Origin of the sequence: Candidatus Planktophila sp., from assembly GCF_046070465.1 — a bacterium.
Lineage (GTDB): Bacteria > Actinomycetota > Actinomycetes > Nanopelagicales > Nanopelagicaceae > Planktophila.
The window spans coordinates 1-24,512 of sequence record NZ_JBJTMK010000013.1; the positions used below are offsets into that span (position 1 = coordinate 1).

Below are 24,512 nucleotides of genomic sequence, written 5' to 3' on the forward strand. Positions count from 1 at the left end.
GAAGATCCATGGCAAGCATTTGCACGCACACACACCATTAACACTGTTGTGCCAGGCGTCGTGACAAAGCTCGTTCCATTCGGTGCATTCATCCGTGTTCACGAAGGAATTGAAGGACTTGTTCACATCTCAGAGCTCGCAGAGCGCCACGTTGAGATTCCAGAGCAGGTTGTTGCAGTAGATGACGAGCTCTTCGTCAAGATTATCGATATCGATCTAGAGCGTCGTCGCATCTCACTCTCATTGAAGCAAGCTAATGAAGGACAAGATGTTGAGGTCGAAGCATTCGATCCAACACAGTACGGAATGGCTGCTCGCTACGATGCAGATGGAAACTTCATCTACCCAGAAGGCTTTGATCCTGATTCACAGGAATGGAAGCCAGGATTTGAAGCACAGCGCGAAGAGTGGGAGCGTCAATACGCTGAAGCTCAGCAGCGCTTCCTTGCTCACAAGAAGCAGAAGGCTGAAGCGCAAGCAGCAGAGGCTGCAGCTACTCCAGCTGAATAATCTTCACGAAAAAAGCCCCTCGATTCGTTCGGGGGGCTTTTTCATTTTCTTAACATCGCCTAAAGCACAGAATTTCTCTTCAGTGAGTAGAGTTCCGTCTATGTTGATCGTGGGGCTTACTGGAGGAATCGGAGCTGGGAAGTCCACGGTGGCCAATATGTTCGCACAGCTGGGTGCGCTCGTGATTGATGCAGATCAGTTAGCAAGGGATGTGATTGAGCCAGGCAGGCCTGGGTTTGATGAGGTTGTCGCAGAGTTCTCCAGCAAAGTTGTGAAGAACGGCGAGATTGATCGCAAGAAATTGGGATCGATTGTTTTTAAGGATGCAGCCAAGCGGAAGAAGCTTGAAGCGATTATTCATCCCAGGGTTCAAGAAGCGCTAGCGCAAAAGATCAAGGCGCTCAGCCCGGGAGATGTTCTGGTCTATGAGATTCCGTTGCTCGTTGAAACAGGCGCTCAAGATAAATTTGATTACGTCATCACCGTTGAGGCAGATATTGAAAATCGTTTGGACCGATTGTTTGAGCGTGGCATGGACGAAGATGAAGCTGAACGTCGTATTGCAGCACAGGCATCACAAGAACAGCGTGAAGCCGTTGCTGATCGCATAATCATCAATGATGGCGATCGCGCAGAGCTTTTTGCTGAATGTGCACGAATCTGGGAGACCGAGCTCAATGCGCCCCGTCAGTGAGGTGCAGCGCAAAGTTGCGCCATTTCAAGTAATTTCCGAATATGTTCCCGCAGGTGATCAGCCGGCAGCGATTGAAGAGATAGCTCGCCGTATCAACGCAGGGGAGAAGGATGTTGTACTTCTCGGTGCAACCGGTACTGGTAAGTCTGCGACCACCGCCTGGTTGGTGGAGAAGTTACAGCGCCCTACCTTGGTCTTGGCGCCGAACAAAACTTTGGCAGCACAACTTGCCAATGAATTTAGAGAGTTACTGCCTAACAATGCAGTTGAGTACTTCGTCTCGTACTACGACTACTACCAGCCAGAGGCTTATGTGCCGCAGACAGACACCTTCATTGAGAAGGACTCCAGCGTCAATGATGAGGTAGAACGCTTGCGTCACTCAGCTACCAATTCATTGCTTACCCGTCGCGATGTGATTGTGGTTGCGACAGTGTCTTGTATCTATGGTCTTGGAACTCCGCAGGAGTACATCGATCGCATGATTCACCTCAAGGTCGGCGACGAGATCGAGCGCAACGCGTTACTTCGCCGATTCGTTGATGTTCAATACAAACGCAACGATGTTGCATTCGAACGTGGAACATTCCGTGTTCGTGGAGATACCGTTGAAATTATTCCGATGTATGAAGAGCTCGCTATTCGCATTGAGATGTTCGGTGATGAAATCGAGAAAATTACAACTCTCAATCCTCTGACCGGCGAAATCGTGCGCGATGAAGAAGAGATTTATATCTTCCCAGCGACCCACTATGCAGCAGGGCCAGAGACAATGAAACGCGCGATGAGCGATATCCAGGACGAGCTTCAGGTTCAGCTCAATGCCTTTACCAAGCAAGGCAAGCTCCTCGAAGAACAGCGCCTTCGTATGCGTACAACATTTGATCTAGAGATGATGGAACAACTTGGTTTCTGCTCTGGAATTGAAAATTATTCTCGTCATCTCGATGGGCGCGAACCAGGTTCTCCTCCGAACTGTTTGCTCGATTACTTCCCGGAAGACTTCCTCTGTGTCATCGATGAAAGCCACGTCACTGTTCCGCAGATCGGAGCGATGTTTGAAGGTGATGCTTCTCGAAAGCGCACCTTGGTTGAGCACGGATTCCGCCTTCCTAGCGCTCTCGATAACCGACCGCTGAAGTGGCCCGAGTTCCAAGAACGTGTTGGTCAGACTATTTACCTCTCTGCAACTCCAGGCAAGTACGAGATGGAGAAGGTGAAGGGTGATGTGGTTGAACAAGTAATTCGTCCAACAGGTTTGATTGATCCAAAGATTGTCATTAAGCCGATTAAGGGTCAGATCGATGATCTACTAGAAGAGATCAATATCCGCGCAGAGCGGAATGAACGCGTACTTGTGACAACTCTAACTAAGAAGATGTCGGAAGATCTGACGGATTATCTACAAGAGCGCGGGGTACGAGTTCGATATCTTCACTCAGAGGTAGACACACTTCGCCGGGTAGAACTTTTGCGTGAACTCCGCTCTGGAGATTACGACGTACTTATCGGAATCAACTTGCTCCGTGAAGGTCTCGACCTCCCAGAAGTATCACTTGTGGCAATTCTCGATGCAGATAAGGAAGGATTCCTTCGTTCTGCAACATCACTTATTCAGACAATCGGTCGTGCGGCTCGTAACGTTTCAGGTGAAGTACATATGTATGCCGATAACATCACCGCTTCGATGGAGAAGGCAATTGATGAGACCAATCGTCGCCGCGCCAAGCAGATTGCTTACAACCTCGAGAAGGGCGTCGACCCTCAACCTCTTCGAAAGAAGATTGCAGATATTACGGACATGATTGCTCGAGAGAGCGATGATACGGATGAGCTCATTGCTGGAATCAAGGGCGCAAAGGCATCGGTCCCATTTGTTGAGCGCGGAAAGGGTTCTATGGCGCGCCAAGAACTTGCCGCGTTGATAGGCTCCCTCACCGAGCAGATGCGTAGCGCTGCTGATGAGCTCGCATTCGAACTCGCAGGCCGCCTGCGTGATGAGATAAAAGAGCTCAAGCGTGAACTTCGATCTATGGATGAGGCAGGTCATTAAAGGTGAGCATTGAGAAGCTAGTAGTTCGTGGTGCTCGCGAGCATAACCTTAAGGATGTATCGCTCGAACTTCCTCGCGATGCTCTCATTGTCTTCACTGGACTTTCAGGTTCAGGTAAATCATCGCTCGCCTTCGACACAATCTTTGCCGAAGGTCAGCGTCGCTATGTGGAATCACTGTCGGCATATGCGCGTCAGTTCCTTGGACAGATGGATAAACCAGATGTTGATTTCATCGAAGGTCTCTCACCTGCTGTCTCTATCGATCAGAAATCCACCAACCGAAATCCACGCTCGACAGTCGGAACGATCACTGAGGTCTATGACTATCTCCGCCTGCTCTTTGCTCGTGCAGGTCGACCTCACTGTCCTAATTGCGGCAAGGCAGTCTCTCGACAATCTCCACAACAGATCGTTGATCAAATTCTTACAATGCCAGCAACGACAAAATTTCAGGTACTCGCCCCCGTTGTGCGTGAGCGTAAAGGTGAATTTGTAGATCTCTTTAGCGATCTCGTCACACAAGGCTATTCACGTGCTCGCGTTGATGGCGAAACAATCCAGCTATCTGAGCCGCCAAAACTCAAGAAGCAAGAGAAGCACACGATTGAAGTTGTCGTCGATCGCCTCACTGCAAAGGCGGAGAGTAAGTCACGACTGACAGATTCGATTGAAACCGCTCTCAAACTCGCAAGTGGTTTAGTCATCCTCGATTTCGTAGATGCAAAAGGCGATGAGAAAGAACGCACCTACAGCGAGCACCTTGCCTGCCACGATTGCAATCTCTCCTTTGAAGAGCTCGAACCGCGTTCGTTCTCATTTAACTCACCATTTGGCGCCTGTCCTGAATGCTCAGGTATCGGTACAAAGCTTGAGGTAGATGAAGACCTCATCATTCCTGATGATTCAATTTCTATAGAAGAAGGTGCGATTGCACCTTGGGCTGGCGGTCAATCTTCTGAATACTTCTTGCGATTACTTGAAGCGTTAGCAGGGGAGCTCAAATTTAAGCTCGATACCCCTTGGAAGAAGCTTCCGGCTAAAGCTAAAGAAGCTGTTATTAATGGCTTTGATTACGAAGTTCATGTGAAATATAAGAACCGTTATGGACGAGTACGTAATTACTCAACCGGTTTTGAAGGTGTGATTCCATTTATCCATCGTCGACACTCAGAGACTGATAGCGAATATAGCCGCGAAAAGTACGAGGCATATATGCGCGAAACGCCATGTCCTGCATGTAAAGGCGCGCGGCTAAAGCCTGAGGTTCTTGCTGTGACTATCGGTGGAAAATCAATCGCTGAAGTTTGTCTTCTCTCTATTGATGATTGTGCGACATTCCTTAAGGGCATCGAACTCAATGCACGTGAGGCTCAGATTGCAGAGCGTGTCATGAAGGAAGTGCATGCTCGCCTGGGCTTCTTGCTCGATGTTGGCCTTGATTACCTATCTCTGGACCGTCCTGCTGCAACCTTGTCGGGTGGCGAGGCTCAACGAATTCGCCTCGCAACGCAGATTGGTTCCGGCCTCGTAGGAGTTCTCTATGTTCTCGACGAACCAAGCATTGGCCTGCACCAGCGCGATAACCGTCGTCTAATTGACACTTTGACGCGTCTTCGCAACCTTGGCAATACCTTGATTGTGGTCGAACATGACGAAGAAACTATCCGCACCGCAGATTGGGTGGTAGATATCGGACCAGGCGCAGGTGAACACGGTGGTCATGTTGTCGTCTCTGGCTCTTACGAAGATTTGATCAACTCTAAAGAGTCAATCACTGGCGCATATCTCTCAGGTCGGAAATCAATTGAGATCCCATCAGAGCGTCGCCCAGTCAACCCTCAGCGCAAGCTCGTCGTAAAGGGCGCTAAGGAGAATAACCTGAAGGATGTTGAAGTTGAAATTCCTTTGGGCCTCTTTGTATCCGTTACCGGCGTTTCGGGTTCAGGAAAATCAACCCTCGTCAATGACATTCTCTATACAACTCTTGCCAACAAACTCAATGGCGCGCGTTTGGTGCCAGGCCGCCACCGCACTGTCACAGGTATCGACCAGCTCGACAAGGTAGTGCACGTCGATCAATCACCAATCGGTCGTACGCCGCGGTCTAACCCTGCAACCTATACAGGCGTCTTCGACAAGGTTCGTGCGCTCTTCGCTGAGACATCTGAGGCCAAAGTGCGTGGATATCAGCAGGGTCGCTTCTCTTTCAATGTTAAAGGTGGCCGCTGCGAGAACTGCTCGGGTGATGGAACCATCACAATTGAGATGAACTTCTTGCCTGATGTGTATGTTCCTTGCGAAGTCTGTCATGGCGCCCGTTACAACCGCGAAACACTTGAAGTGCATTACAAGGGCAAGACAATTGCTGAAGTTCTCGATATGCCTATTGAGATTGCATATGAATTCTTTGAATCTGTTCCTACTATTGCTCGCTACCTCAAGACTTTATGTGATGTCGGACTTGGCTACGTACGTCTCGGACAATCAGCGCCAACGCTTTCAGGAGGAGAAGCTCAGCGCGTCAAGCTCGCAACAGAACTTCAACGCCGTTCCACTGGTCGCACCATCTATGTTCTCGATGAACCAACGACGGGGCTTCACTTTGAAGATGTCAATAAGTTGTTAGGTGTTCTCAAGCGCTTAGTGGAAACCGGTAATACCGTTGTTGTTATCGAACATAACCTCGATGTCATTAAATCATCGGACTGGGTTATCGATATGGGGCCAGAAGGCGGATTCCGCGGTGGAACAGTTGTTGCCGAGGGAACACCTGAAGAAGTGGCGAAGGTCAAGGCCAGCTACACCGGCCAATTCCTTGCCGAAATTCTCGCCTCTCATGGTGCCGCGAAGAAAACCTCAGCTAAGAAGAAGTAGAGATGGCAGATCCCGCCAGCTATCGCCCCTCTGAGATTCCAGAGGAGCCAGGTGTTTATCGCTTCTATAACAAGAGCGACAAGGTCATCTATGTTGGCAAAGCGAAGAATCTGAAGAATCGTCTGAGTTCGTACTTTGGATCAAACCTTGCTCAGAAGACATATCGCATGGTGCACGAGGCTGTTCGAGTTGATTGGACCATCGTCAATACAGAGTTAGAGGCACTTGCGCTCGAATTCTCATGGATCAAGCAGTATCACCCGACGTATAACGTTCAATTTAAAGATGATAAGTCTTACCCGTATCTAGCTATCTCACTTGAGGATGAATTTCCGCGCATCTTTATTACCCGAAAAGAGAAGCGTTCCGGGCTGAAATACTTTGGGCCTTATACAAATGCTTGGGCGCTTAGAAATACCTATGAAGTTTTGCTCAAAGTTTTTCCAGTCCGTTCATGTAGCGCCGGCAATTTTCAGCGGGCTCAACGCTCTCATCGTCAATGTCTTTTAGGGGACATAGGTAAATGTGCAGCACCTTGCGTTGGATGGGTGACACCGCAAGAGCATAAAGAGATTGCCTACAAGCTAGAGGCCTTTATGGAAGCTGGGATGGAAGATCTTCTCCCAACCATGAAGGCAGAGATGGAGCTTGCATCACAACGTGAAGAATTTGAACGAGCTGCACGCATCCGAGACCAAATTGAATCATTTGAAAAAGCTCAGCGCTCTACCCAAGGAAATCTCTCCGATGATCTCGATGGGGACTTCATTGCAATCCATGAGGAAGGGCTACATGCCGCAGGTTCAATCTTTATCGTAAGACGTGGGTCTATCAAAGGCTCGCGTTCATGGATTGTTGATCAAGAGCGCACGCTTGAAGGCGATGATCAATATGCATCACTTCTCTTCTCTATCTATGGCGATGGCACCACTGAGATTCCATCTGTTATTCACATCAATGGTGAACCTGCAGATCGTGAAGCGCTAGGGGAGTGGCTCACCTCTGTGGCGGGACATAAGGTCACTATCAAGGTTCCACAACGTGGCGAGAAGGTTGAACTTCTCGAAACCGTCGAGCGCAATGCACATTACGCTCTAGTGCAGTTTATGAGTAAGCGTGCTACCGATGCCGCAGTTTCGGGGAAGGCACTCATCGAGCTGGAAGAGCAGCTTGAGCTACCACGCACTCCGCTTCGCATCGAGTGTTATGACATCTCTAATATTTCTGGCACTTCTGTTGTTGCATCGATGGTGGTCTTTGAAGACGGGCTTGCGAAGAAGAGTGAATACCGCCGTTTTGCGATTGATACCGAGACTGCCACCGATGACACACGTGCCATGCATCAGGTCATCACACGTCGCATGAAACGACTGCTTGCAGATCGCCAAGTAAATCGAAGTGAGATTGCAGAGACCGGTGGCAAGCTCTCCAAGTTTGCATATCCGCCTCAACTCATCGTTGTCGATGGTGGAGCGCCTCAAGTTGCAGCAGCACAGCGCGCACTCGATGAACTTGGAGTTACGGATATCGCTCTTGTGGGTCTTGCAAAACGTTTGGAGGAAGTCTGGCTGCCCAACTCATCTGACCCTCTGATTTTGCCGCGCACTAGCGAGGGCATGTACCTCTTGCAGCGCATTCGAGATGAAGCCCACCGATTTGCAATCACTTTCCATAGATCGAAACGTTCCAAGGTGATGCTTGAATCGCTCCTCGATGAAATTCCGCAATTGGGTGAATCACGACGCACGGCATTGCTTGATAGATTCGGTTCAGTCACAGCTATTCGTAAAGCTTCGCTTGCCGAACTAGAGTCCACGCCGGGTATCGGCGTAACTATCGCAGGAATAATCTTCTCCCACCTGCAGAAACTGAGCACGCCAGCAGTTGATATGCAGACCGGTGAGATCTATTCAGATTAGTTTCTTAGGTACTTGACCGATAGTGCAGAATGAAGCCATGACAAATAGAGAGCTCCTGATTCTTACCGGTATGTCAGGTGCAGGACGTTCTACAGTCGCACATGCCCTTGAAGATTTGGGATGGCACGTCGTCGATAACCTACCTCCGGCCCTACTTCCGGAGCTCGCATCTGAGATGTCAAAAACAGAATCAGTGGTCGCAGTTGTTGTCGATGTTCGTGGTGGAAAGTTCTTTGATGCACTTGCTAGCGCTCTGACAGAGTTAGGAAAGTCGAATATTAAGTATCGACTTCTCTTCTTGGATGCCAGTGATCAAGCTCTTGTTCAGCGCTTTGAATCCACTCGCCGCCCACACCCTCTGCAATCGAGCGATCGAATCGTTGACGGGATTGAGCGCGAACGCGCAAAGCTAGAGGATCTTCGTGCACAAGCCGATGTCGTCATTGATACCTCTAATCTCAACGTGCACCAACTAGAAAAGCGCACGGCAGAAATCTTTGCTGCAGGGATGGCGAAGGCACTACGTATCAACGTTCTCTCCTTTGGTTACAAATATGGAATCCCAGTTGATGCGGACCTCGTATTAGATTGCCGATTTATTCCTAATCCGCATTGGATCCCAGAACTTCGTCCACTCTCTGGCCTCGATAATGCGGTATACGACCACGTCCTTGCCACCGAAGGTGTTGCTGATTTCGTAAAGGCATACGTTGCAGTTGTTGAGAAGATGATTCCTGGCTACCTACAAGAGGGTAAAAAGTACGTCACAATCGCAATCGGCTGTACTGGCGGTAAACATCGTTCAGTTTCTATCGCACGAGAGATTGCACACCAACTCAATCGCGAACACGGAGATTTTGCAGTCTCTGCTCATGCAACACATCGCGATGTAGGCCGTGAATGACATCCTCTCCAAAAGTTGTTGCGCTAGGTGGCGGACATGGTCTTGCTGCAACGCTGACTGCACTTCGTTCCATCACCAGCGAAATCACGGCAGTAGTCACTGTTGCTGATAACGGTGGCTCCAGCGGTCGCTTACGAGAAGAATTTCCCATCATGCCGCCAGGTGATTTACGTATGGCGCTTGCTGCTCTGTGTGGTGATGACACGTGGGGTCGCGACTGGGCAGAGATCATGCAATATCGATTTACGAGCGATGGTCCACTCAACGGCCATGCCCTAGGAAATCTACTTCTGGCAGCGTTATGGGACCGCGACGAGGATGTTGTTGTCGGGCTAGATCGTGTAGGTGCACTTCTGAAAGTTGTTGGGCGTGTACTGCCAATGACTGCAGAGCCGCTTACGATTGAAGCAACATTTGAAAACAATGGGACCGTTGTAGAAGCTATTGGACAAGTTGCAGTAGCAACAACAGCCGGTCGTTTACAAGAATTGCGCATGAAGCCCGAAAATCCATCAACGCGAGCAGAGGTACTTGTAGCTCTTGCAGAAGCTGATTGGATCACGATGGGGCCAGGGTCTTGGTTCTCTAGCGTTCTTCCGCATTTACTAGTTCCATCGTTACGTAATGCGATTGCACAAGCACCAGCAAAGAAGATACTTCTACTCAATCTCGATTCACATGCAAGTGATGCAAAGGTGGGGGAGTACGCAGGTTATTCACCACGTGAACATTGTGAAATTCTTCGTCGCTATGCACCGGACCTTCACTTCGATCTCGTAGTCGCCGACCAGAATCTCGTAGGCCGACAAGAGCTTCAGGATTACTTAGCCAGCATCGGAACGAGCTACCTCGAGGCCGATTTACGCGATAAAGAGGTGACCATTCATCACGATGGGCAAAAATTAGCCTCAACTTTCGCTCACATAGCTCGAGAATTGCTGGTTTGATAGCCCCATGGCAATGACAGCTGCGGTCAAAGATGAACTCAGCCGACTCACGATTACGAAACCGTGTTGTCGGAAAGCTGAAGTTTCATCCCTTCTCCGTTTTGCCGGGGGACTCCATATTGCCTCTGGCAAAGTCGTTATTGAGGTTGAGCTCGATACCTCACAGTCTGCCCGTCGCCTCAAGAAAGATATCGCCGACATCTACGGCCATGATTCCGATCTCGCGGTCCTCTCTTCAAGTGGACTTCGAAAAGGTTCTCGATACGTTGTTCGCGTCATCGAAGCGGGTGAAGCACTCGCACGTCAGACTGGTCTAATTGATGCAAACGGTCGCCCGATTCGCGGATTACCTCCGCAAGTTGTTGCAGCAAATGTCTGCGATGCAGAAGCTGCCTGGCGCGGAGCATTTATCGCCCACGGTTCGTTAACTGAACCAGGACGTTCATCATCACTGGAAATCACCTGCCCGGGTCCAGAGGCAGCCCTCGCACTTGTCGGTGCTGCGCGCCGCCTCAATATTGCGGCAAAGGCTCGCGAAGTTCGCGGAGTCGATCGAGTTGTTATTCGCGATGGCGATGCAATTGGTTCATTACTCACTCGCCTTGGCGCACACGAGAGTGTGCTCGCATGGGAAGAACGGCGAATGCGCCGTGAAGTTCGTGCGACCGCAAACCGCCTTGCCAATTTTGATGATGCAAATCTTCGTCGCTCTGCACGTGCAGCAGTTGCAGCCGCTGCTCGAGTTCAACGAGCTATGGAGATTCTCGGCCCCACCATTCCCGATCACCTCAAAGAGGCTGGCGAACTTCGCATCGCTCATGGTCAGGCCTCACTCGAGGAGCTCGGCTCACTCGCATCTCCTCCCATGACCAAAGATGCAATCGCAGGTCGCATCCGACGCCTGCTTGCCATGGCAGATAAGCGCGCTGCTGAGCTTGGAATTCCTGATACTGAGGCGGGTCTCTCACCTGATCTCCTCGGCGAGTAACCGCCTCTCACGCTCACGGCTGGTATCCTTACGCTAAGTCCCAACGTTGTGGCGCAAGTAAAGCCACCTATTTAGATCTGGGCTTACGTTGAGAAATTCTCACCTGAAATCGAACGAGGTTTAATTATGATTAATGTCGGAATCAACGGTTTTGGCCGCATTGGACGTAACTTCTTCCGTGCAGCGCTCACCAACCCCAATATCAATATCGTCGGAATCAACGACCTTACAGATAATGCAACTCTTGCTCACCTTTTAAAGTATGACTCAATCCTCGGTCGCCTAGGACTTGAGGTATCACACACAGAAGACACCATCACAGTTGGTGGAAAGACCATCAAGGTATTCGCAGACCGCGATCCAGCAAACCTTCCATGGGCTTCAGTCGGTGCAGATATCGTCATCGAATCAACAGGTCACTTTACAAAGGCTGCTGATGCTAAGAAGCACATCGCAGCTGGCGCGAAGAAGGTCATCATCTCTGCACCTGCAACAGATGAAGACATCACAGTCGTCATGGGCGTTAACCACGAAAACTACGACCCAGCTAACCACCATGTGATCTCAAACGCTTCATGTACAACAAACTGCCTCGCTCCAATGGCAAAGGTTTTGGATGAAGAGTTCGGAATCGTCCGCGGTTTGATGACAACAATCCATGCTTACACAAACGATCAGGTCATCCTTGACTTCCCACACAAGGACCTTCGTCGCGCACGTGCAGCTGCAACCAACATCATCCCTAGCTCAACTGGTGCTGCAAAGGCGATTTCACTCGTACTTCCACAGCTCAAGGGCAAGCTCGATGGTTTTGCAATGCGCGTTCCAGTTCCAACAGGTTCAGCTACAGACCTCACAGTCGAGCTTGCTAAGGAAGCAACTGCAGAGCAGATCAATGCAGCAATGAAGAAGGCTGCGGAAGGTTCACTCAAGGGCTTCCTCTCATATACAGAAGATCCCATCGTTTCATCAGATATCGTGACAGATCCTTCATCATGTATCTTCGATGCTCAGCTCACTAAGGCGATCGGAACAACAGTGAAGGTTGTTGGTTGGTACGACAACGAGTGGGGATACTCAAACCGCCTCGTTGACCTCGTTGGCTATGTAGGAAAGAGCCTCTAATTTAAATGACTACTTTGAACGACTTAGATGTGCAGGGTAAGCGCGTATTCCTCCGTTGTGATCTCAACGTTCCTTTAAAGGAAGGCAAGATCACAGATGATGGGCGCATTCGCGCTTCACTTCCAACAATTAATACTCTCCTTTCCAAGGGGGCATCGATTGTTATCGCTGCACATCTAGGTCGTCCGAAGGGTGAGGCAAAGCCAGAGCTCTCACTCGCACCCATTGCAGTTCGCCTTTCAGAACTACTTGGCAAGCCGGTCAAGTTCGCAGGCGCAATCACCGGAGACGATGTGACTTCAGCTGCATCGACACTCGCAGCAGGAGAAATTCTTCTCCTTGAAAATATTCGTTTTAGCGCAGCAGAGACTTCGAAGGATGATTCAGAGCGCGCAGCTTTCGCGGCAGAGCTGGCAGAGCTTGCTGATGCATATGTTGGTGACGGTTTCGGCGCAGTACACCGCAAACATGCATCAGTATTTGATCTTCCAAAGCTCCTACCGCATGCAGCAGGAACGCTCGTTGCAGCAGAAGTTGAGGTTCTCAAAAAGCTCACCACAAATCCAGCTCGTCCTTATGGCGTCGTTCTGGGTGGAGCAAAGGTTTCCGACAAGCTTGGTGTTATCTCTAACTTGCTCGGCAAGGTAGATGTCATGGCAATCGGCGGGGGAATGGTCTTTACCTTCCTTGCCGCGCAAGGCAAAGAAATTGGCAAGTCGCTTGTTGAAGCAGAGATGCTCGATACTGTGCGCGGCCTCATTCAGGAAGCAGAAAAAAAGGGCGTTCGCTTAGTTCTTCCCACAGATATCGTTGTAGCTCCAGCATTTGCTGCGGATTCACCAGCAACGATTGTCGCAGCCGATGCGATTCCGGCAGATCAGATGGGTCTTGATATCGGACCAGATTCAGCTGCTGTATTTGCCGCTGCCATTCGCGAATGTAAGACGGTCTTCTGGAATGGCCCAATGGGCGTCTTTGAATTTGCAGCATTTGCTAACGGAACAAAAGTGGTGGCACAGGCACTAACAGAAGTTTCAGGAATCTCAGTTGTCGGTGGTGGCGATTCTGCTGCAGCAGTACGCGCACTCGGTTTCAAAGATGATCAGTTCGGTTACATATCGACGGGTGGCGGAGCATCACTGGAGTACCTCGAAGGCAAGGAACTCCCTGGCCTCAAGGCTCTCGATCTCTAATTTTTCAACACAACATAACAAGGGATATAAATATGCGTAAGCCATTGATGGCCGGTAACTGGAAGATGAACCTCAATCACCTCGAGGCGATTGCCGTTGCACAGAAGCTTGTCTACTCACTCACTGATGCCGATTATGATGCAGTCGATGTCGCAGTAATCCCACCATTTACAGATATTCGCTCGATTCAGACAATGGTCGATGGAGATCGCCTTCGCCTTCAGTACGGCGCACAGGATCTCTCACCAGAGGCTTCAGGTGCTTTTACTGGAGATATCTCAGGTTCAATGCTCTCAAAGCTTGGCTGCACATTTGTCGTCATTGGCCACTCGGAGCGCCGGGCAATCCATCATGAAGATGATGCGCTTATCAACCGCAAAATTAAGGCTGCGCTTGCTAATGACTTGACTCCAATTTTCTGCGTTGGCGAAGAACTCGCCATCCGTGAATCAGGAACTCATGTCTCGCACGTAATCCGCCAGGTGCGTGCTGGTCTTGAAGGGTTCACTAAGCCCGAGCTCAAGAAGATTGTGATTGCGTACGAGCCAGTCTGGGCGATTGGTACCGGCAAGACCGCTACTCCTGAAGATGCACAAGAAGTCTGTGCTGCTATCCGCGAAGAGATTGAACAGATCGGTTCATCTGAGATTGCGTCCAACATGCGCATTCTCTACGGCGGTTCAGTGAAGTCATCTAATATCGTCGAGATCATGAAGCAGACTGACGTCGATGGCGCTCTTATCGGTGGCGCGAGCCTCGATCCTGAGGAATTGGCGAAAATTGCCAAGTTCTACGCAGTGGCCGAGTAATCCCGTTTGCCCTTTATTCGCTATCCTTACCCTCTAGTGACATCCGCTCAATAAGGAGTTTTTCGTGGCTTTAGCACTCTCAATCTTTCTTGTGATCACAAGCGTCTTGATGATCCTTCTCGTCCTCCTGCATAAGGGCAAGGGCTCAGGGCTCTCAGACCTTTTCGGTGGCGGAATCTCCTCTAACTACGGCGGGTCTTCAGTTGTAGAGCGTAACCTCGATCGCATCACAATCGTGGTCGGTGGCCTCTGGTTCGCAGGCGTTGTTGGCCTCTCACTCGTTTTGAAGGGTTAATTCATGGCAAGTGCAATTCGCGGAAGTCGTGTTGGCGCCGGCCCAATGGGCGAGGCAGAGCGCGGCGATCAGATCGAGCGCGCAACAGTTTCATACTGGTGTGCAAATGATCATGAAGTACGTCCATCATTTGCTGTAGAAGAGACTGTTGAAATTCCGGCACAGTGGGACTGCCCAAAGTGTGGCCTTCCAGCAGGTCGCGACCGCAACAATCCACCCAGTGCAGTAGTCAATGTGCCTTACAAGACTCACCTTGCATATGTAAAGGAACGTCGTTCGGATGCAGAGGGTGCAAAGATTCTAGAAGATGCCCTGCGCAAACTTCGCGGAGATGACATCGAATAGTCGACCCGACTACAAAGCTCGAGCAGCTGCAAGAATTTCCTCAATACCCGCACTGCGGTTCTTCAGATGAAGACGCAGGAGCGGGTATTGACGTTTTGCGAGTGCCTTTCCGTCACCGAGGCCTTGCGCCGCAAGGAGTGTGGCAAAGGTGAAATCACGACCCGGAATCTCAAAATCACAATCCACCTCACCAGTGATCTGAATGAAAGTTCCATTGGGCTGTCCTGCTTTGTGGAATTGTCCAGTGGAGTGCATAAAGCGCGGACCCCAGCCAAATGATGTTGGCTTTCCTGATGCCGAAGCAATAAGAGCTCGAAGTTCCTCAAGTGCAACATCATCTTTGCGATCTAGGTAGGCCATGATTGAGATATAGCCTCCATCATGAACAGTTGAAATGATTTCTCGCAGCGAATCTATAATTGAATTTCCTGCACCGAAAATTTCTACATCACCTTCAGTTGCTTCAGGTATCAAGTGGGGGACTGTAGTCGCACCGGTAGACCTCCACTCGTTCAAGAGCGCGAGCGTCTGCTCTTTTGCCTCTGTGACGTTCGGCTGATTAAAAGGATCGATTTCAAGCGTTGCACCCAAGAGAGCAGTGACCCATTCCCAGAAAATGAAGTGTGCACCAAGCGGTGCAATAACATTGAGATCAGCTCCTGCCTCGGAGAATGCCACTGTAAATGGATTGCCAACTTCAGCAGCGCTGACTGATTCTGCAACGATAGGAAGGCGACCCTTGCCATCCTTGCCCGTGGATTCTGCGATGAGCTGTTCGATCCAATCGGAGATACCAGGCACATCAGATCCATGATCGGTAAAACCGATGTATTGACCGGCGATTTCGCTCAAGAGATATGCGACATCGAGAATGACCTCGTCAAATGCGAGGAAGTGACTTTTGGCAGTAGATGCGTCTGTTAGCACAGTCCACATATCAATTCCTGCAAGAACTGCAGGTACAACGCCAAAAGCACTCAGTGCGCTGAAGCGTCCGCCCACATTCGGATCAGCGTTGACGACAGTGAATCCTGCCGCACGAGTTTCAATATCGAGAGGTGATCCAGGGTCAGTCACGAAGACAATGTGCTGCGTGACATCAAGCCCAGCATCGGCGACCTTCTTCTGGAAGAGGGCGCGCTGGGAAGATGTCTCAATCGTTGAACCCGACTTTGAGCTAACGACGAAGATAGTCTTTGATAAATCGCCATTTAAGGCATGTGCGATGTAGTTGGGATCTGTCGAATCCACCACGATGATTTCGCGCTTATAAGTTTTAGATAGCACTTCTGGGGCAAGTGATGAACCGCCCATGCCGCAGAGAACTACTCGTGACTTATCTACAAACTGTGCAGCTACTGCACTCACTTCATCCCGTAGAGCTTGTGTCGTTTCCGGAAGATCCACCCAGTTAAGGCGGATTGCAGCTTCCTCTGCCGCATCCGGTCCCCAGGTGTTGGGATCCTTCGCTGCAATTTTCTTATGAACATCACGAAGATACTGGTATCGCGTCGACGTGCGATCGACTCTTGAAAGGGATGCACCAGAGACTTTGATAGTCACAACCGACTCCTTTACTTGAGAGCTGATTCGATATCGCCAACGATGCGCTCGACGGTAAATCCAAACTCAGTAAAGAGCTTTGATGCACCTGCTGATGCTCCGAAGTGATCGATAGAGATAATCACACCTGAATCGCCAACGTATTCGCGCCAACCTTGGGAGATTCCGGCTTCAATACTTGCTCGCACCTTTGCCGAAGTTGGAATAACGCTCTGACGATAGGAGAGTGGCTGCTCGTTAAACCACTCGAGACATGGAGCGCTGACTACACGAGTCGAGATTCCCTTCGCCTCCAATGCAATTTGAGAATCAAGCGCGAGAGCGACTTCAGAACCAGTTGCAATGATGACCACATCTGGCTGAGCTGATGCTTCCTTAAGAATGTATGCACCCTTATCAACGCCAGCTGCTGCGCCATGGGTAGAGCGATCTACCGTGCGCAAATTTTGGCGTGAGAGGAAGAGACCGGCAGGCTTCTTGCGAACCAATACTGACTTCCATGCCTCACGGACTTCGTTGCCATCTGCTGGGCGGATGACTGCAAAGTTAGGGATCGCGCGCATCGCGGCTAGGTGCTCGATTGGCTGGTGAGTTGGTCCATCTTCACCAAGTCCGATTGAATCGTGAGTCCAGACAAATGTTGTAGGAATATCCATCAACGCAGCAAGGCGTGCTGTCGGACGCATGTAATCGCTAAAGACTGCGAAAGTTCCACCAAATGTACGAGTAAGGCCGTGCAGGGTAATTCCATTGAGAATAGAACCCATCGCATGCTCGCGAATTCCGAAGTGAATAATGCGACCATATGGATCTGCATCTTTCATCGCGCTCGATGCAGGAAGGAATGACTTCCCGCCTTCGATTGTGGTGTTGTTAGATTCGGCTAGATCAGCTGAGCCACCCCAAAACTCTGGGAGCGCCTTTGCGATGGCATTGATGACATGACCAGAGGCTGCGCGAGTAGCTATATCTTTACCCACTTCGAACTCTGGAAGCTGCGCATCCCAACCTGCCGGGAGCTCACGCTTTACCAGACGCTCGAGAAGAGCTTCCTTTTCTGCGTGAGCTGATTTCCATTCTTCAAATTTTCTATTCCATTCAGCATGAGCTGCAGCGCCACGATCTTTAACAGAACGTACATGTGCCAGTACATCTGCAGGCATTTCAAATTTCTCTTCCGGATTGAGACCGAGCTCGATTTTTGTCGCGGCGATTTCTTCATCGCCGAGTGCGGAGCCGTGTGACTTAGCTGTTCCGCGAAGCTTTGGCGCTGGCCACGCAATCACAGAGTGCATGCGAATCAAAGAAGGCTTGTTGCGCTCTGCCTTTGCCGCAACAATCGCAGAATCAAGTGCGACCAAATCGATATTTCCATCAGCAAGTGCTGCAACCTCCTGAACATGCCATCCATAAGCTCGGTAACGCGCAGCGACATCTTCGGTAAATGAAACATGAGTGTCACCTTCGATAGAGATACGGTTGTCGTCATAAATCATGTTGAGGTTGCCAAGTGCTTGCGTACCGGCAAGCGAGGATGCTTCAGCGCTCACGCCTTCTTGAAGGTCTCCATCAGAGCAGAGAACCCAAATATCGTGGTCGAAGATTGATGCGCCTTCAGCTGCTGTTGGATCGAGCAATCCACGCTCATATCGAGCTGCCATCGCCATTCCTACCGCTGTTGCAACGCCTGCTCCGAGCGGACCAGTCGTAGTTTCAACTCCTGCAGTGTGACCGAACTCAGGATGTCCTGGTGTGAGCGAAGCCCAGGTACGGAAGGACTGCATATCTTCCATCTCAAGACCATAACCGCTGAAGAAGAGTTGTGTGTAGAGGGTTAATGATGAGTGACCGCATGAGAGAACGAAGCGATCGCGACCGAGCCACTGGGGGTCAGATGGGTCATGGCGAAGGTGGCGCTGAAATAAGTTGTAAGCAACAGGCGCAAGTGTCATTGCTGTACCAGGATGGCCGTTACCAACCTTTTGTACAGCGTCCATAGCTAGAGCGCGTGCATATGCAACTGCGCGATCATCGAGCTCTGTCCATCCGGTCATTGTCGCCATTTTTTCTCCTGTGTTGATTAAGTGAAGCTATAGAACTGTGTTAGTCGAACTCGCCACGCTGCGATCCAAAGTATTGAAGAGCCAAGTAAGTGAAGAACCACAAGTCCTTCCGGTACCCCTAGTAAGTACTGGGCATAACCGATAACCCCTTGAGCGAGAGCTATTGCTAAGAATATTGAGAGATATCGTTGAGTATCACCGGTAAATGTATCGAATCGCTTGTAGATTCCGGTGATAGTGAGAAGAACGAGAGCGACTACTAGAAAGCCGTGAATAGTTGCAACAGTTTCGACTGCAACATCTAAACGTGGTGTTTCAGAATCTCCCGCATGTGGTCCAGCACCGGTTACTAAAGTGCCGGCAGCGATCACTATAAAAGTCAGCAGGGTGTGTGCGGTGATAAATCTCGAGCGAAGTGGTTGTGCAATTCGAACAGCTTCGCTTCGAATCAATAATGTGTGCGCGGCCGCAATGAGAATGATTGAGAGGATGAAGTGCGAAGCTACAGAGAAAGGATTGAGCTTTGTCAGAACTGTGATGCCGCCCAAAATCGCTTGCCCAAAAATTCCCGCTATCTGCGAAATCGAGAGCAATCGAAGATCGCGACGGCCGCTCTTGATCACTATGACAACCATCGCAACGGCGGCGGCGAACAATAGAAAAGTGAGAAGTCGATTTCCGAATTCGATCCATGCATGAAGTGCACCTTCTGCCTGCCCTGCGACCGGGGTATAAGAATCGGCGGTGCACTCAGGCCAGGTAGGGCATCCAAGTCCAGAACCTGTGACCCGAACGGCACCACCGGTGAGGACTAAGAGTGCTTGAAGAGCTAAGAGGAGGCGAGCTACCGGCGTAAGGAGTCGGGTAGCTGACATATAGCAAGCCTACCGAGGGTGGGCCGTGCGAGCGTGCCAAGTGGCGGGGTGGCGGCAATTACGACACAATACTGTTGTGAAAATCGACGAGGTCAGCACCCGCAATGCGGTGGTCCGCTCGGTTCTCGAAAATGGGCCATCTACCGCTGTAGTCATCGGGGAGCGTCTGGGATTGACTCCAGCCGGCGTACGTCGCCACCTCGACCACCTGATAGCGGACGGAATCCTGGAGGCCCGCGAACCTCATAGCGCCTTATCGCGTGGGCGTGGCCGTCCATCCAAAGTCTTTGTCATGACGGATGCGGGTCGCGAAAAGTTTGAACACTCATATGACGATCTCGCAGTTGCGGCACTGAAATTTATTACCGCACAATCTGGACCACATCTCGTCAGTCTCTTTGCACGTTTTCGTGCCGATGAGATGGGACGTCGAGCAGAACCAACGCTTGCTCAGAGCAAAAACCTCAGCGCAGGCCTTGCTGAATTTCTCAATCAAGAAGGCTATGCAACAACGGTCGCAGCTCGCGAACTCGGTGAAGAGCTCTGCCAACATCACTGCCCGATTGCACATGTTGCTGCTGAGTTCCCTCAGCTCTGCGAAGCAGAGACCGAACTCTTTTCAAAGGTACTCGGAACTCATGTTCAGCGACTAGCAACGATTGCGCATGGCGATGGAGTCTGCACAACTTTTATACCAAAGATTTCAGCTCACAAAAATTCGGAGAAGAAAACCCTAACGTCTGGAAAGGCGCGCTCATGACAACTGCACACCCAGAACTAGAAGGACTCGGCAATTACGAGTACGGATGGTCCGACGGAAACGATGCTGGTACCAACGCAAAACGTGGTCTCAATGAAGATGTCGTTCGCGATATCAGCGCAAAGAAGTCAGAGCCACAATGGATGCTCGATCTTCGCCTTAAAGGTTTAGCTCTCTTCGACAAGAAGCCGATGCCATCATGGGGATCAGATCTCTCAGGCATTTTCTTTGACACCATTAAGTACTTCGTACGTTCAACTGAGAAGCAAGCTGCGACCTGGGATGACCTTCCTGAAGAAATCAAGAACACATACGATCGTCTCGGTATTCCAGAGGCAGAGAAGCAGCGCTTGGTTTCAGGAGTTGCAGCACAGTACGAGTCAGAAGTTGTCTATCACTCCATTCGTGAAGACCTTGAAAAACAGGGCGTAATCTTCCTTGATACAGATAGCGGTCTCAAGCAGTACCCAGAGCTCTTCAAAGAGTACTTCGGAACAGTTATCCCAGTAGGAGATAACAAGTTTGCAGCGCTCAATACATCTGTATGGTCTGGTGGTTCATTTATCTACGTACCAAAGGGAGTCCACGTTGATATTCCTTTACAGGCGTACTTCCGCATTAATACAGAGAACATGGGTCAGTTCGAACGTACCTTGATCATCGCTGATGAGGATTCATATATTCACTACGTTGAAGGTTGTACTGCGCCTATCTACAAATCTGACTCATTGCACTCAGCTGTAGTAGAGATCATCGTTAAGAAGGGTGCACGCGTTCGTTACACCACAATTCAAAACTGGTCTAACAACGTATATAACCTCGTCACAAAGCGCGCAGTCTGCGAAGAAGGCGCAACGATGGAATGGGTCGATGGAAACATCGGATCCAAGGTAACTATGAAGTATCCAGCTGTCATGTTGATGGGTCCTCATGCAAAAGGTGAGACGCTTTCACTTGCTTTTGCAGGTCCTGGCCAGCACCAAGATTCAGGCGCGAAGATGGTTCACGCCGCTCCGTACACATCATCATCTGTAATCTCTAAATCAGTAGCACGCGGTGGAGGACGTACTTCATATCGTGGTCTTGTTCAGATTAACGAAGGCGCTCATCACTCAGCATCAACTGTGAAATGTGATGCGCTCCTTGTAGACACGATCTCTCGCTCCGATACATATCCATATGTAGATATTCGTGAAGATGACGTCTCAATGGGTCACGAGGCAACAGTGTCCAAAATCTCTGATGATCAGCTCTTCTACTTGATGTCACGTGGACTTAATGAAGATGAAGCGATGGCGATGATTGTGCGTGGATTTATCGAACCTATCGCTCGCGAACTTCCCATGGAGTACGCCCTCGAACTCAATCGGTTGATTGAACTTCAGATGGAAGGGGCTGTCGGTTAATGTCAACGCTTCAATCTAACCTCTTAGAAAGCCACACACCAACAGGCCGGGAAGAGGCATGGCGTTTTACGCCCCTCAAGCGTCTTGCTGGTCTCCATGATGGAAGTGCAAAACCTTCGGATCGCCAGTCTCTAACTCTCAATGGCATCGCATCACCTGGAGTCTCATTCACTCGTTCAACTATCACAACTGCATCAGTAAGTGAGGATGCAGTTGTTAATCGAGTTCGTAACCACACCTCTGATGGAGCAATTCTCGCCATTGAGAAGAACACAGTTGTAGAAAATCCAATCATCCTCAATCGTTGTTGCGGGGGAGTAGATACTGCGGAGTTCTCACGTGTTCAGATCCGTCTTGCAGAACACGCTCAGGCAACCATCATCCTTGAAAATACTGGCGATTCTCTTCTTGCAGAAGATCTTGAGATAGTTCTCGCTCCAGGATCTGATCTGACTTTCATATCATTGCAAGAGTGGGGATCAAAGACTGTCTATGCAGCTACTCACTCTGCAATTATCGATCGTGATGCTTCACTCAAAGCTATCCATGTCACAGTGGGTGGAGATGTTGTTCGCTTGTTGCCAAAGGTTGAATTTGTTGGGCCTGGCGCGTCCGCTGACTTGCAAGGCGTCTACTTCGCAACAGAAGGACAGTTCTTCGAGCACCGTATGCATGTTGACCATGCAGTTCCCCATGCAAAGTCGAACGTTAACTACAAAGGTGCGCTTGCCGGCAAGGATGCTCACACCGTATGGATTGGCGATGTCTATATCCGTGCTGCTGCAGAGGGCACAGATACTTATGAGCTCAACCGCAACTTGCTTCTCACAGATGGAGCGCGAGCAGATTCCGTTCCAAACCTCGAGATTGAAACGGGAGAAATCGTTGGTGCAGGTCACGCATCAACAACAGGTCGTTTCGACGATGAGCAACTCTTCTACTTGATGTCTCGCGGTATCCAAGAGGCAGATGCGCGTCGCCTTGTTGTGCGTGGATTCTTCAACGAAGTGATCTCACTGATAGGGAATGAGGAAATTCAAGAGCGCCTCATGACTCGCATCGATGGCGAGCTTGAAAGAGCAGGTAAGTAATGTCTGATCTCTCTTTTGCAACATTAGTTCCGGGTAAGCCTGTACGTATCGAAAAAGATGGTGAAGCAATCTGCGTTGCTCGTATTGGCGATGAAGTTTTCGCCATCGGAGATACCTGCAGTCACTCTGATGCATCTCTTGCAGAGGGTGACATCACTGATTACAAGATTGAGTGTTGGCTTCACGGAGCAGAGTTTGATCTCCGCTCTGGTGAGGCACTGACACCGCCCGCTGTTATGCCAGTAAAGAAATATTCAGTACGCGTTGACGGAGACTCCGTCACGATTGAGAAGTAATGGAGTCCGCAATGAGCACACTTGAAATTCGTGGTTTAAAAGTAACTGTTGATACAGAACAGGGCGTGAAGGAGATTCTTAAGGGAGTCGATCTCACAATCAAGTCTGGTGAAACTCATGCAATCATGGGACCAAACGGTTCTGGAAAATCAACGCTTGCATACTCGATCGCAGGTCATCCTAAGTACACCATCACAGGCGGAACAGTGACTCTCGATGGCGCAGATGTCCTTGAGATGTCAGTTGATGAACGCGCAAAGGCTGGTCTCTTCCTGGCAATGCAGTATCCGGTTGAAGTCCCTGGTGTTTCTGTCTCCAACTTCTTACGCACAGCTGCAACAGCTCTCCGCGGTGAAGCCCCAAAGCTTCGCGAGTGGGTTGGTGAAGTAAAGTCTGCGATGGAAGGCCTCAAGATGGATCCTTCCTTTGCACAGCGCAATGTCAACGAAGGTTTCTCTGGTGGTGAGAAGAAGCGCCATGAAATCATGCAGCTGGAGCTCCTCAAGCCTAAGTTTGCGATTCTCGACGAGACTGACTCGGGTCTCGATGTTGATGCTCTCCGCATCGTTTCAGAAGGCGTTGTTCGCGCCAAGGAAGCTAATAATCTCGGCGTTCTTCTCATCACTCACTACACACGCATCTTGCGTTATATCCAGCCAGATTTCGTACATGTATTTGCGGCAGGAAAAGTTGTTGAGCAAGGTGGCCCAGAGCTTGCTGAAAAGCTTGAAGCTAACGGTTATGCGGAGTACGTAGGCGCCTAATAATGACTTTCGATGCTCTTGCCATTCGTAAGGATTTTCCGATCTTTGATCGGACAATCCGCGATGGCAAGCGCCTTGTCTACCTAGATTCCGGAGCAACTAGCCAGAAGCCACAGGTAGTCATAGATGCAGAGCTCGATTTCTATCGTCTACACAACGCAGCTGTTCATAGAGGTGCTCATCAATTAGCAGAAGAAGCTACTGATATTTATGAAGGTGCGCGAGAAATCGTTGCCCAGTTCATAGGTGCATCGGTAGATGAAGTCGTCTTCACGAAGAGTGCGACCGAGTCACTTAACCTCATCGCCTACGCGATGGGAAACGCTGCTGCGGGAAATCGTTTTCATCTCAGCGCTGGCGATGGAATCGTTGTTACTGAGATGGAACACCACGCCAATCTCATTCCTTGGCAGCAGTTAGCAGCTCGAACAGGCACAACTCTCTCTTGGTTTGATGTCACCCCAGAAGGTCGTCTCGATCTATCTGCCATTGATTCAATCATCACCGAGAAGACAAAAGTTGTTGCATTGACGCATCAATCTAACGTTCTCGGAACAATCAACCCGCTAGATGCAATTGTTGCGCGTGCGCATCAGGTCGGTGCGGTTGTTGTTTTGGATGCTTGCCAATCAGTTCCTCACATGAAGCTCGATGTGACAGAACTTGGCGTTGACTTTCTAGTCTTCTCTGGCCATAAAGCTGTAGGTCCAACAGGCATTGGTGTCATGTGGGGGAGAAGAGGACTTCTCGCCGAGCTTCCACCATTTCTCACCGGTGGTTCAATGATTGAAACCGTCACGATGACAGATGCAACATGGGCGCCAGCTCCGCGCAAGTTTGAGGCAGGTGTACCTAACATGGCGCAGGCGGCAGGACTTGGCGCAGCGCTCACCTATCTCGATCGCATCGGCATGGATGCAATCCATGCTCATGAACTCTCATTGACCAAATACCTGCTCGAGCAATTGGCAAATGTTGATGGATTAACGGTTGTGGGACCGACAAATACAGAATCTCGTGGTGCATCGGTCTCATT

General features: G+C 50.1%; 22 protein-coding genes. 19 read left to right on the top strand and 3 right to left on the bottom strand.

All coding sequences use genetic code 11. The features are described 5' to 3' along the window. The 13 genes from ACKOVI_RS00510 to ACKOVI_RS00570 form a co-directional block, all read left to right on the top strand. On the top strand, positions 1–510 hold a 510-nt coding region (locus ACKOVI_RS00510; RefSeq protein ID WP_509601763.1), incomplete at its 5' end, for a S1 RNA-binding domain-containing protein. A gap of 100 nt (positions 511–610) precedes the next feature. After that, entirely contained in the window at positions 611–1,204 is a 594-nt protein-coding gene (coaE, locus tag ACKOVI_RS00515; protein ID WP_509601766.1) for a dephospho-CoA kinase, read from the top strand. After that, positions 1,188–3,257, top strand: coding sequence for an excinuclease ABC subunit UvrB (gene uvrB / locus ACKOVI_RS00520; RefSeq protein ID WP_509601768.1), 2,070 nt, complete (start codon positions 1,188–1,190; stop codon positions 3,255–3,257). The genes coaE and uvrB overlap by 17 nt, the downstream gene beginning before the upstream one ends. Before the next feature lie 2 nt (positions 3,258–3,259). Continuing rightward, entirely contained in the window at positions 3,260–6,133 is a 2,874-nt protein-coding gene (uvrA, locus tag ACKOVI_RS00525; RefSeq protein WP_509601770.1) for an excinuclease ABC subunit UvrA, read from the top strand. Between the two features lie 2 nt (positions 6,134–6,135). Continuing rightward, entirely contained in the window at positions 6,136–8,052 is a 1,917-nt protein-coding gene (gene uvrC / locus ACKOVI_RS00530; RefSeq protein WP_509601772.1) for an excinuclease ABC subunit UvrC, read from the top strand. A 37-nt stretch (positions 8,053–8,089) separates the two neighbouring features. After that, positions 8,090–8,956, top strand: a complete 867-nt coding sequence (gene rapZ / locus ACKOVI_RS00535; protein WP_509601774.1) for an RNase adapter RapZ — start codon at positions 8,090–8,092, stop codon at positions 8,954–8,956. Next, positions 8,953–9,903 (top strand): gluconeogenesis factor YvcK family protein, encoded by a 951-nt coding sequence (locus ACKOVI_RS00540; RefSeq protein ID WP_509601776.1) that lies wholly within the window; start codon positions 8,953–8,955, stop codon positions 9,901–9,903. The genes rapZ and ACKOVI_RS00540 overlap by 4 nt, the downstream gene beginning before the upstream one ends. A 7-nt stretch (positions 9,904–9,910) precedes the next feature. After that, complete coding sequence (whiA, locus tag ACKOVI_RS00545; RefSeq protein ID WP_509601778.1) at positions 9,911–10,891, top strand: DNA-binding protein WhiA; 981 nt, start codon at positions 9,911–9,913, stop codon at positions 10,889–10,891. A gap of 123 nt (positions 10,892–11,014) precedes the next feature. After that, positions 11,015–12,016 (top strand): type I glyceraldehyde-3-phosphate dehydrogenase, encoded by a 1,002-nt coding sequence (gene gap / locus ACKOVI_RS00550; RefSeq protein WP_509601804.1) that lies wholly within the window; start codon positions 11,015–11,017, stop codon positions 12,014–12,016. 5 nt (positions 12,017–12,021) lie between these two features. Beyond that, entirely contained in the window at positions 12,022–13,209 is a 1,188-nt protein-coding gene (locus tag ACKOVI_RS00555; protein WP_509601780.1) for a phosphoglycerate kinase, read from the top strand. A 32-nt stretch (positions 13,210–13,241) separates the two neighbouring features. Next, positions 13,242–14,018 carry a triose-phosphate isomerase gene (tpiA, locus tag ACKOVI_RS00560; protein WP_509601782.1) on the top strand — a complete coding sequence of 259 codons (777 nt, stop codon included), beginning with the start codon at positions 13,242–13,244 and terminating at the stop codon, positions 14,016–14,018. Between the two features lie 64 nt (positions 14,019–14,082). Next, positions 14,083–14,313: a preprotein translocase subunit SecG gene (secG, locus tag ACKOVI_RS00565; RefSeq protein WP_095531503.1), complete on the top strand. Its 231-nt coding sequence runs from the start codon at positions 14,083–14,085 to the stop codon at positions 14,311–14,313. 3 nt (positions 14,314–14,316) lie between these two features. Continuing rightward, on the top strand, positions 14,317–14,658 hold the full coding sequence (locus ACKOVI_RS00570; RefSeq protein WP_509601784.1) for an RNA polymerase-binding protein RbpA: 342 nt from the start codon (positions 14,317–14,319) through the stop codon (positions 14,656–14,658). Between the two features lie 9 nt (positions 14,659–14,667). Here ACKOVI_RS00570 and ACKOVI_RS00575 read toward each other — a convergent pair whose 3' ends face one another. The 3 genes from ACKOVI_RS00575 to ACKOVI_RS00585 are packed head-to-tail and all read right to left on the bottom strand — an operon-like array spanning position 14,668 to position 19,159. Continuing rightward, positions 14,668–16,221, bottom strand: a complete 1,554-nt coding sequence (locus tag ACKOVI_RS00575) for a phosphoglucose isomerase-related protein (protein WP_509601786.1) — start codon at positions 16,219–16,221, stop codon at positions 14,668–14,670. An 11-nt stretch (positions 16,222–16,232) separates the two neighbouring features. Then, positions 16,233–18,284, bottom strand: a complete 2,052-nt coding sequence (gene tkt / locus ACKOVI_RS00580; RefSeq protein ID WP_509601788.1) for a transketolase — start codon at positions 18,282–18,284, stop codon at positions 16,233–16,235. A gap of 17 nt (positions 18,285–18,301) precedes the next feature. After that, positions 18,302–19,159 carry a COX15/CtaA family protein gene (locus tag ACKOVI_RS00585; protein WP_509601790.1) on the bottom strand — a complete coding sequence of 286 codons (858 nt, stop codon included), beginning with the start codon at positions 19,157–19,159 and terminating at the stop codon, positions 18,302–18,304. Positions 19,160–19,235: 76 nt separating this feature from the next. Between ACKOVI_RS00585 and ACKOVI_RS00590 the strand changes: the two genes are divergently transcribed. From ACKOVI_RS00590 to ACKOVI_RS00615, 6 genes are all read left to right on the top strand, one after another. Next, positions 19,236–19,919, top strand: a complete 684-nt coding sequence (locus tag ACKOVI_RS00590) for a helix-turn-helix transcriptional regulator (RefSeq protein WP_509601792.1) — start codon at positions 19,236–19,238, stop codon at positions 19,917–19,919. Then, on the top strand, positions 19,916–21,325 hold the full coding sequence (gene sufB, locus ACKOVI_RS00595) for a Fe-S cluster assembly protein SufB (protein WP_509601794.1): 1,410 nt from the start codon (positions 19,916–19,918) through the stop codon (positions 21,323–21,325). The genes ACKOVI_RS00590 and sufB overlap by 4 nt, the downstream gene beginning before the upstream one ends. Continuing rightward, entirely contained in the window at positions 21,325–22,416 is a 1,092-nt protein-coding gene (sufD, locus tag ACKOVI_RS00600; protein WP_509601796.1) for a Fe-S cluster assembly protein SufD, read from the top strand. The genes sufB and sufD overlap by 1 nt, the downstream gene beginning before the upstream one ends. After that, the gene (locus ACKOVI_RS00605; RefSeq protein WP_509601798.1) at positions 22,416–22,712 is read left to right on the top strand and encodes a non-heme iron oxygenase ferredoxin subunit; all 297 of its coding nucleotides are present in this window, start codon (positions 22,416–22,418) and stop codon (positions 22,710–22,712) included. Before sufD ends, ACKOVI_RS00605 begins: the two co-directional genes overlap by 1 nt. 11 nt (positions 22,713–22,723) lie before the next feature. Continuing rightward, the gene (sufC, locus tag ACKOVI_RS00610; protein ID WP_509601800.1) at positions 22,724–23,476 is read left to right on the top strand and encodes a Fe-S cluster assembly ATPase SufC; all 753 of its coding nucleotides are present in this window, start codon (positions 22,724–22,726) and stop codon (positions 23,474–23,476) included. Between the two features lie 2 nt (positions 23,477–23,478). Continuing rightward, positions 23,479–24,512 (top strand): aminotransferase class V-fold PLP-dependent enzyme (locus ACKOVI_RS00615; RefSeq protein ID WP_509601802.1); only part of this gene is annotated, 1,034 nt, incomplete at its 3' end.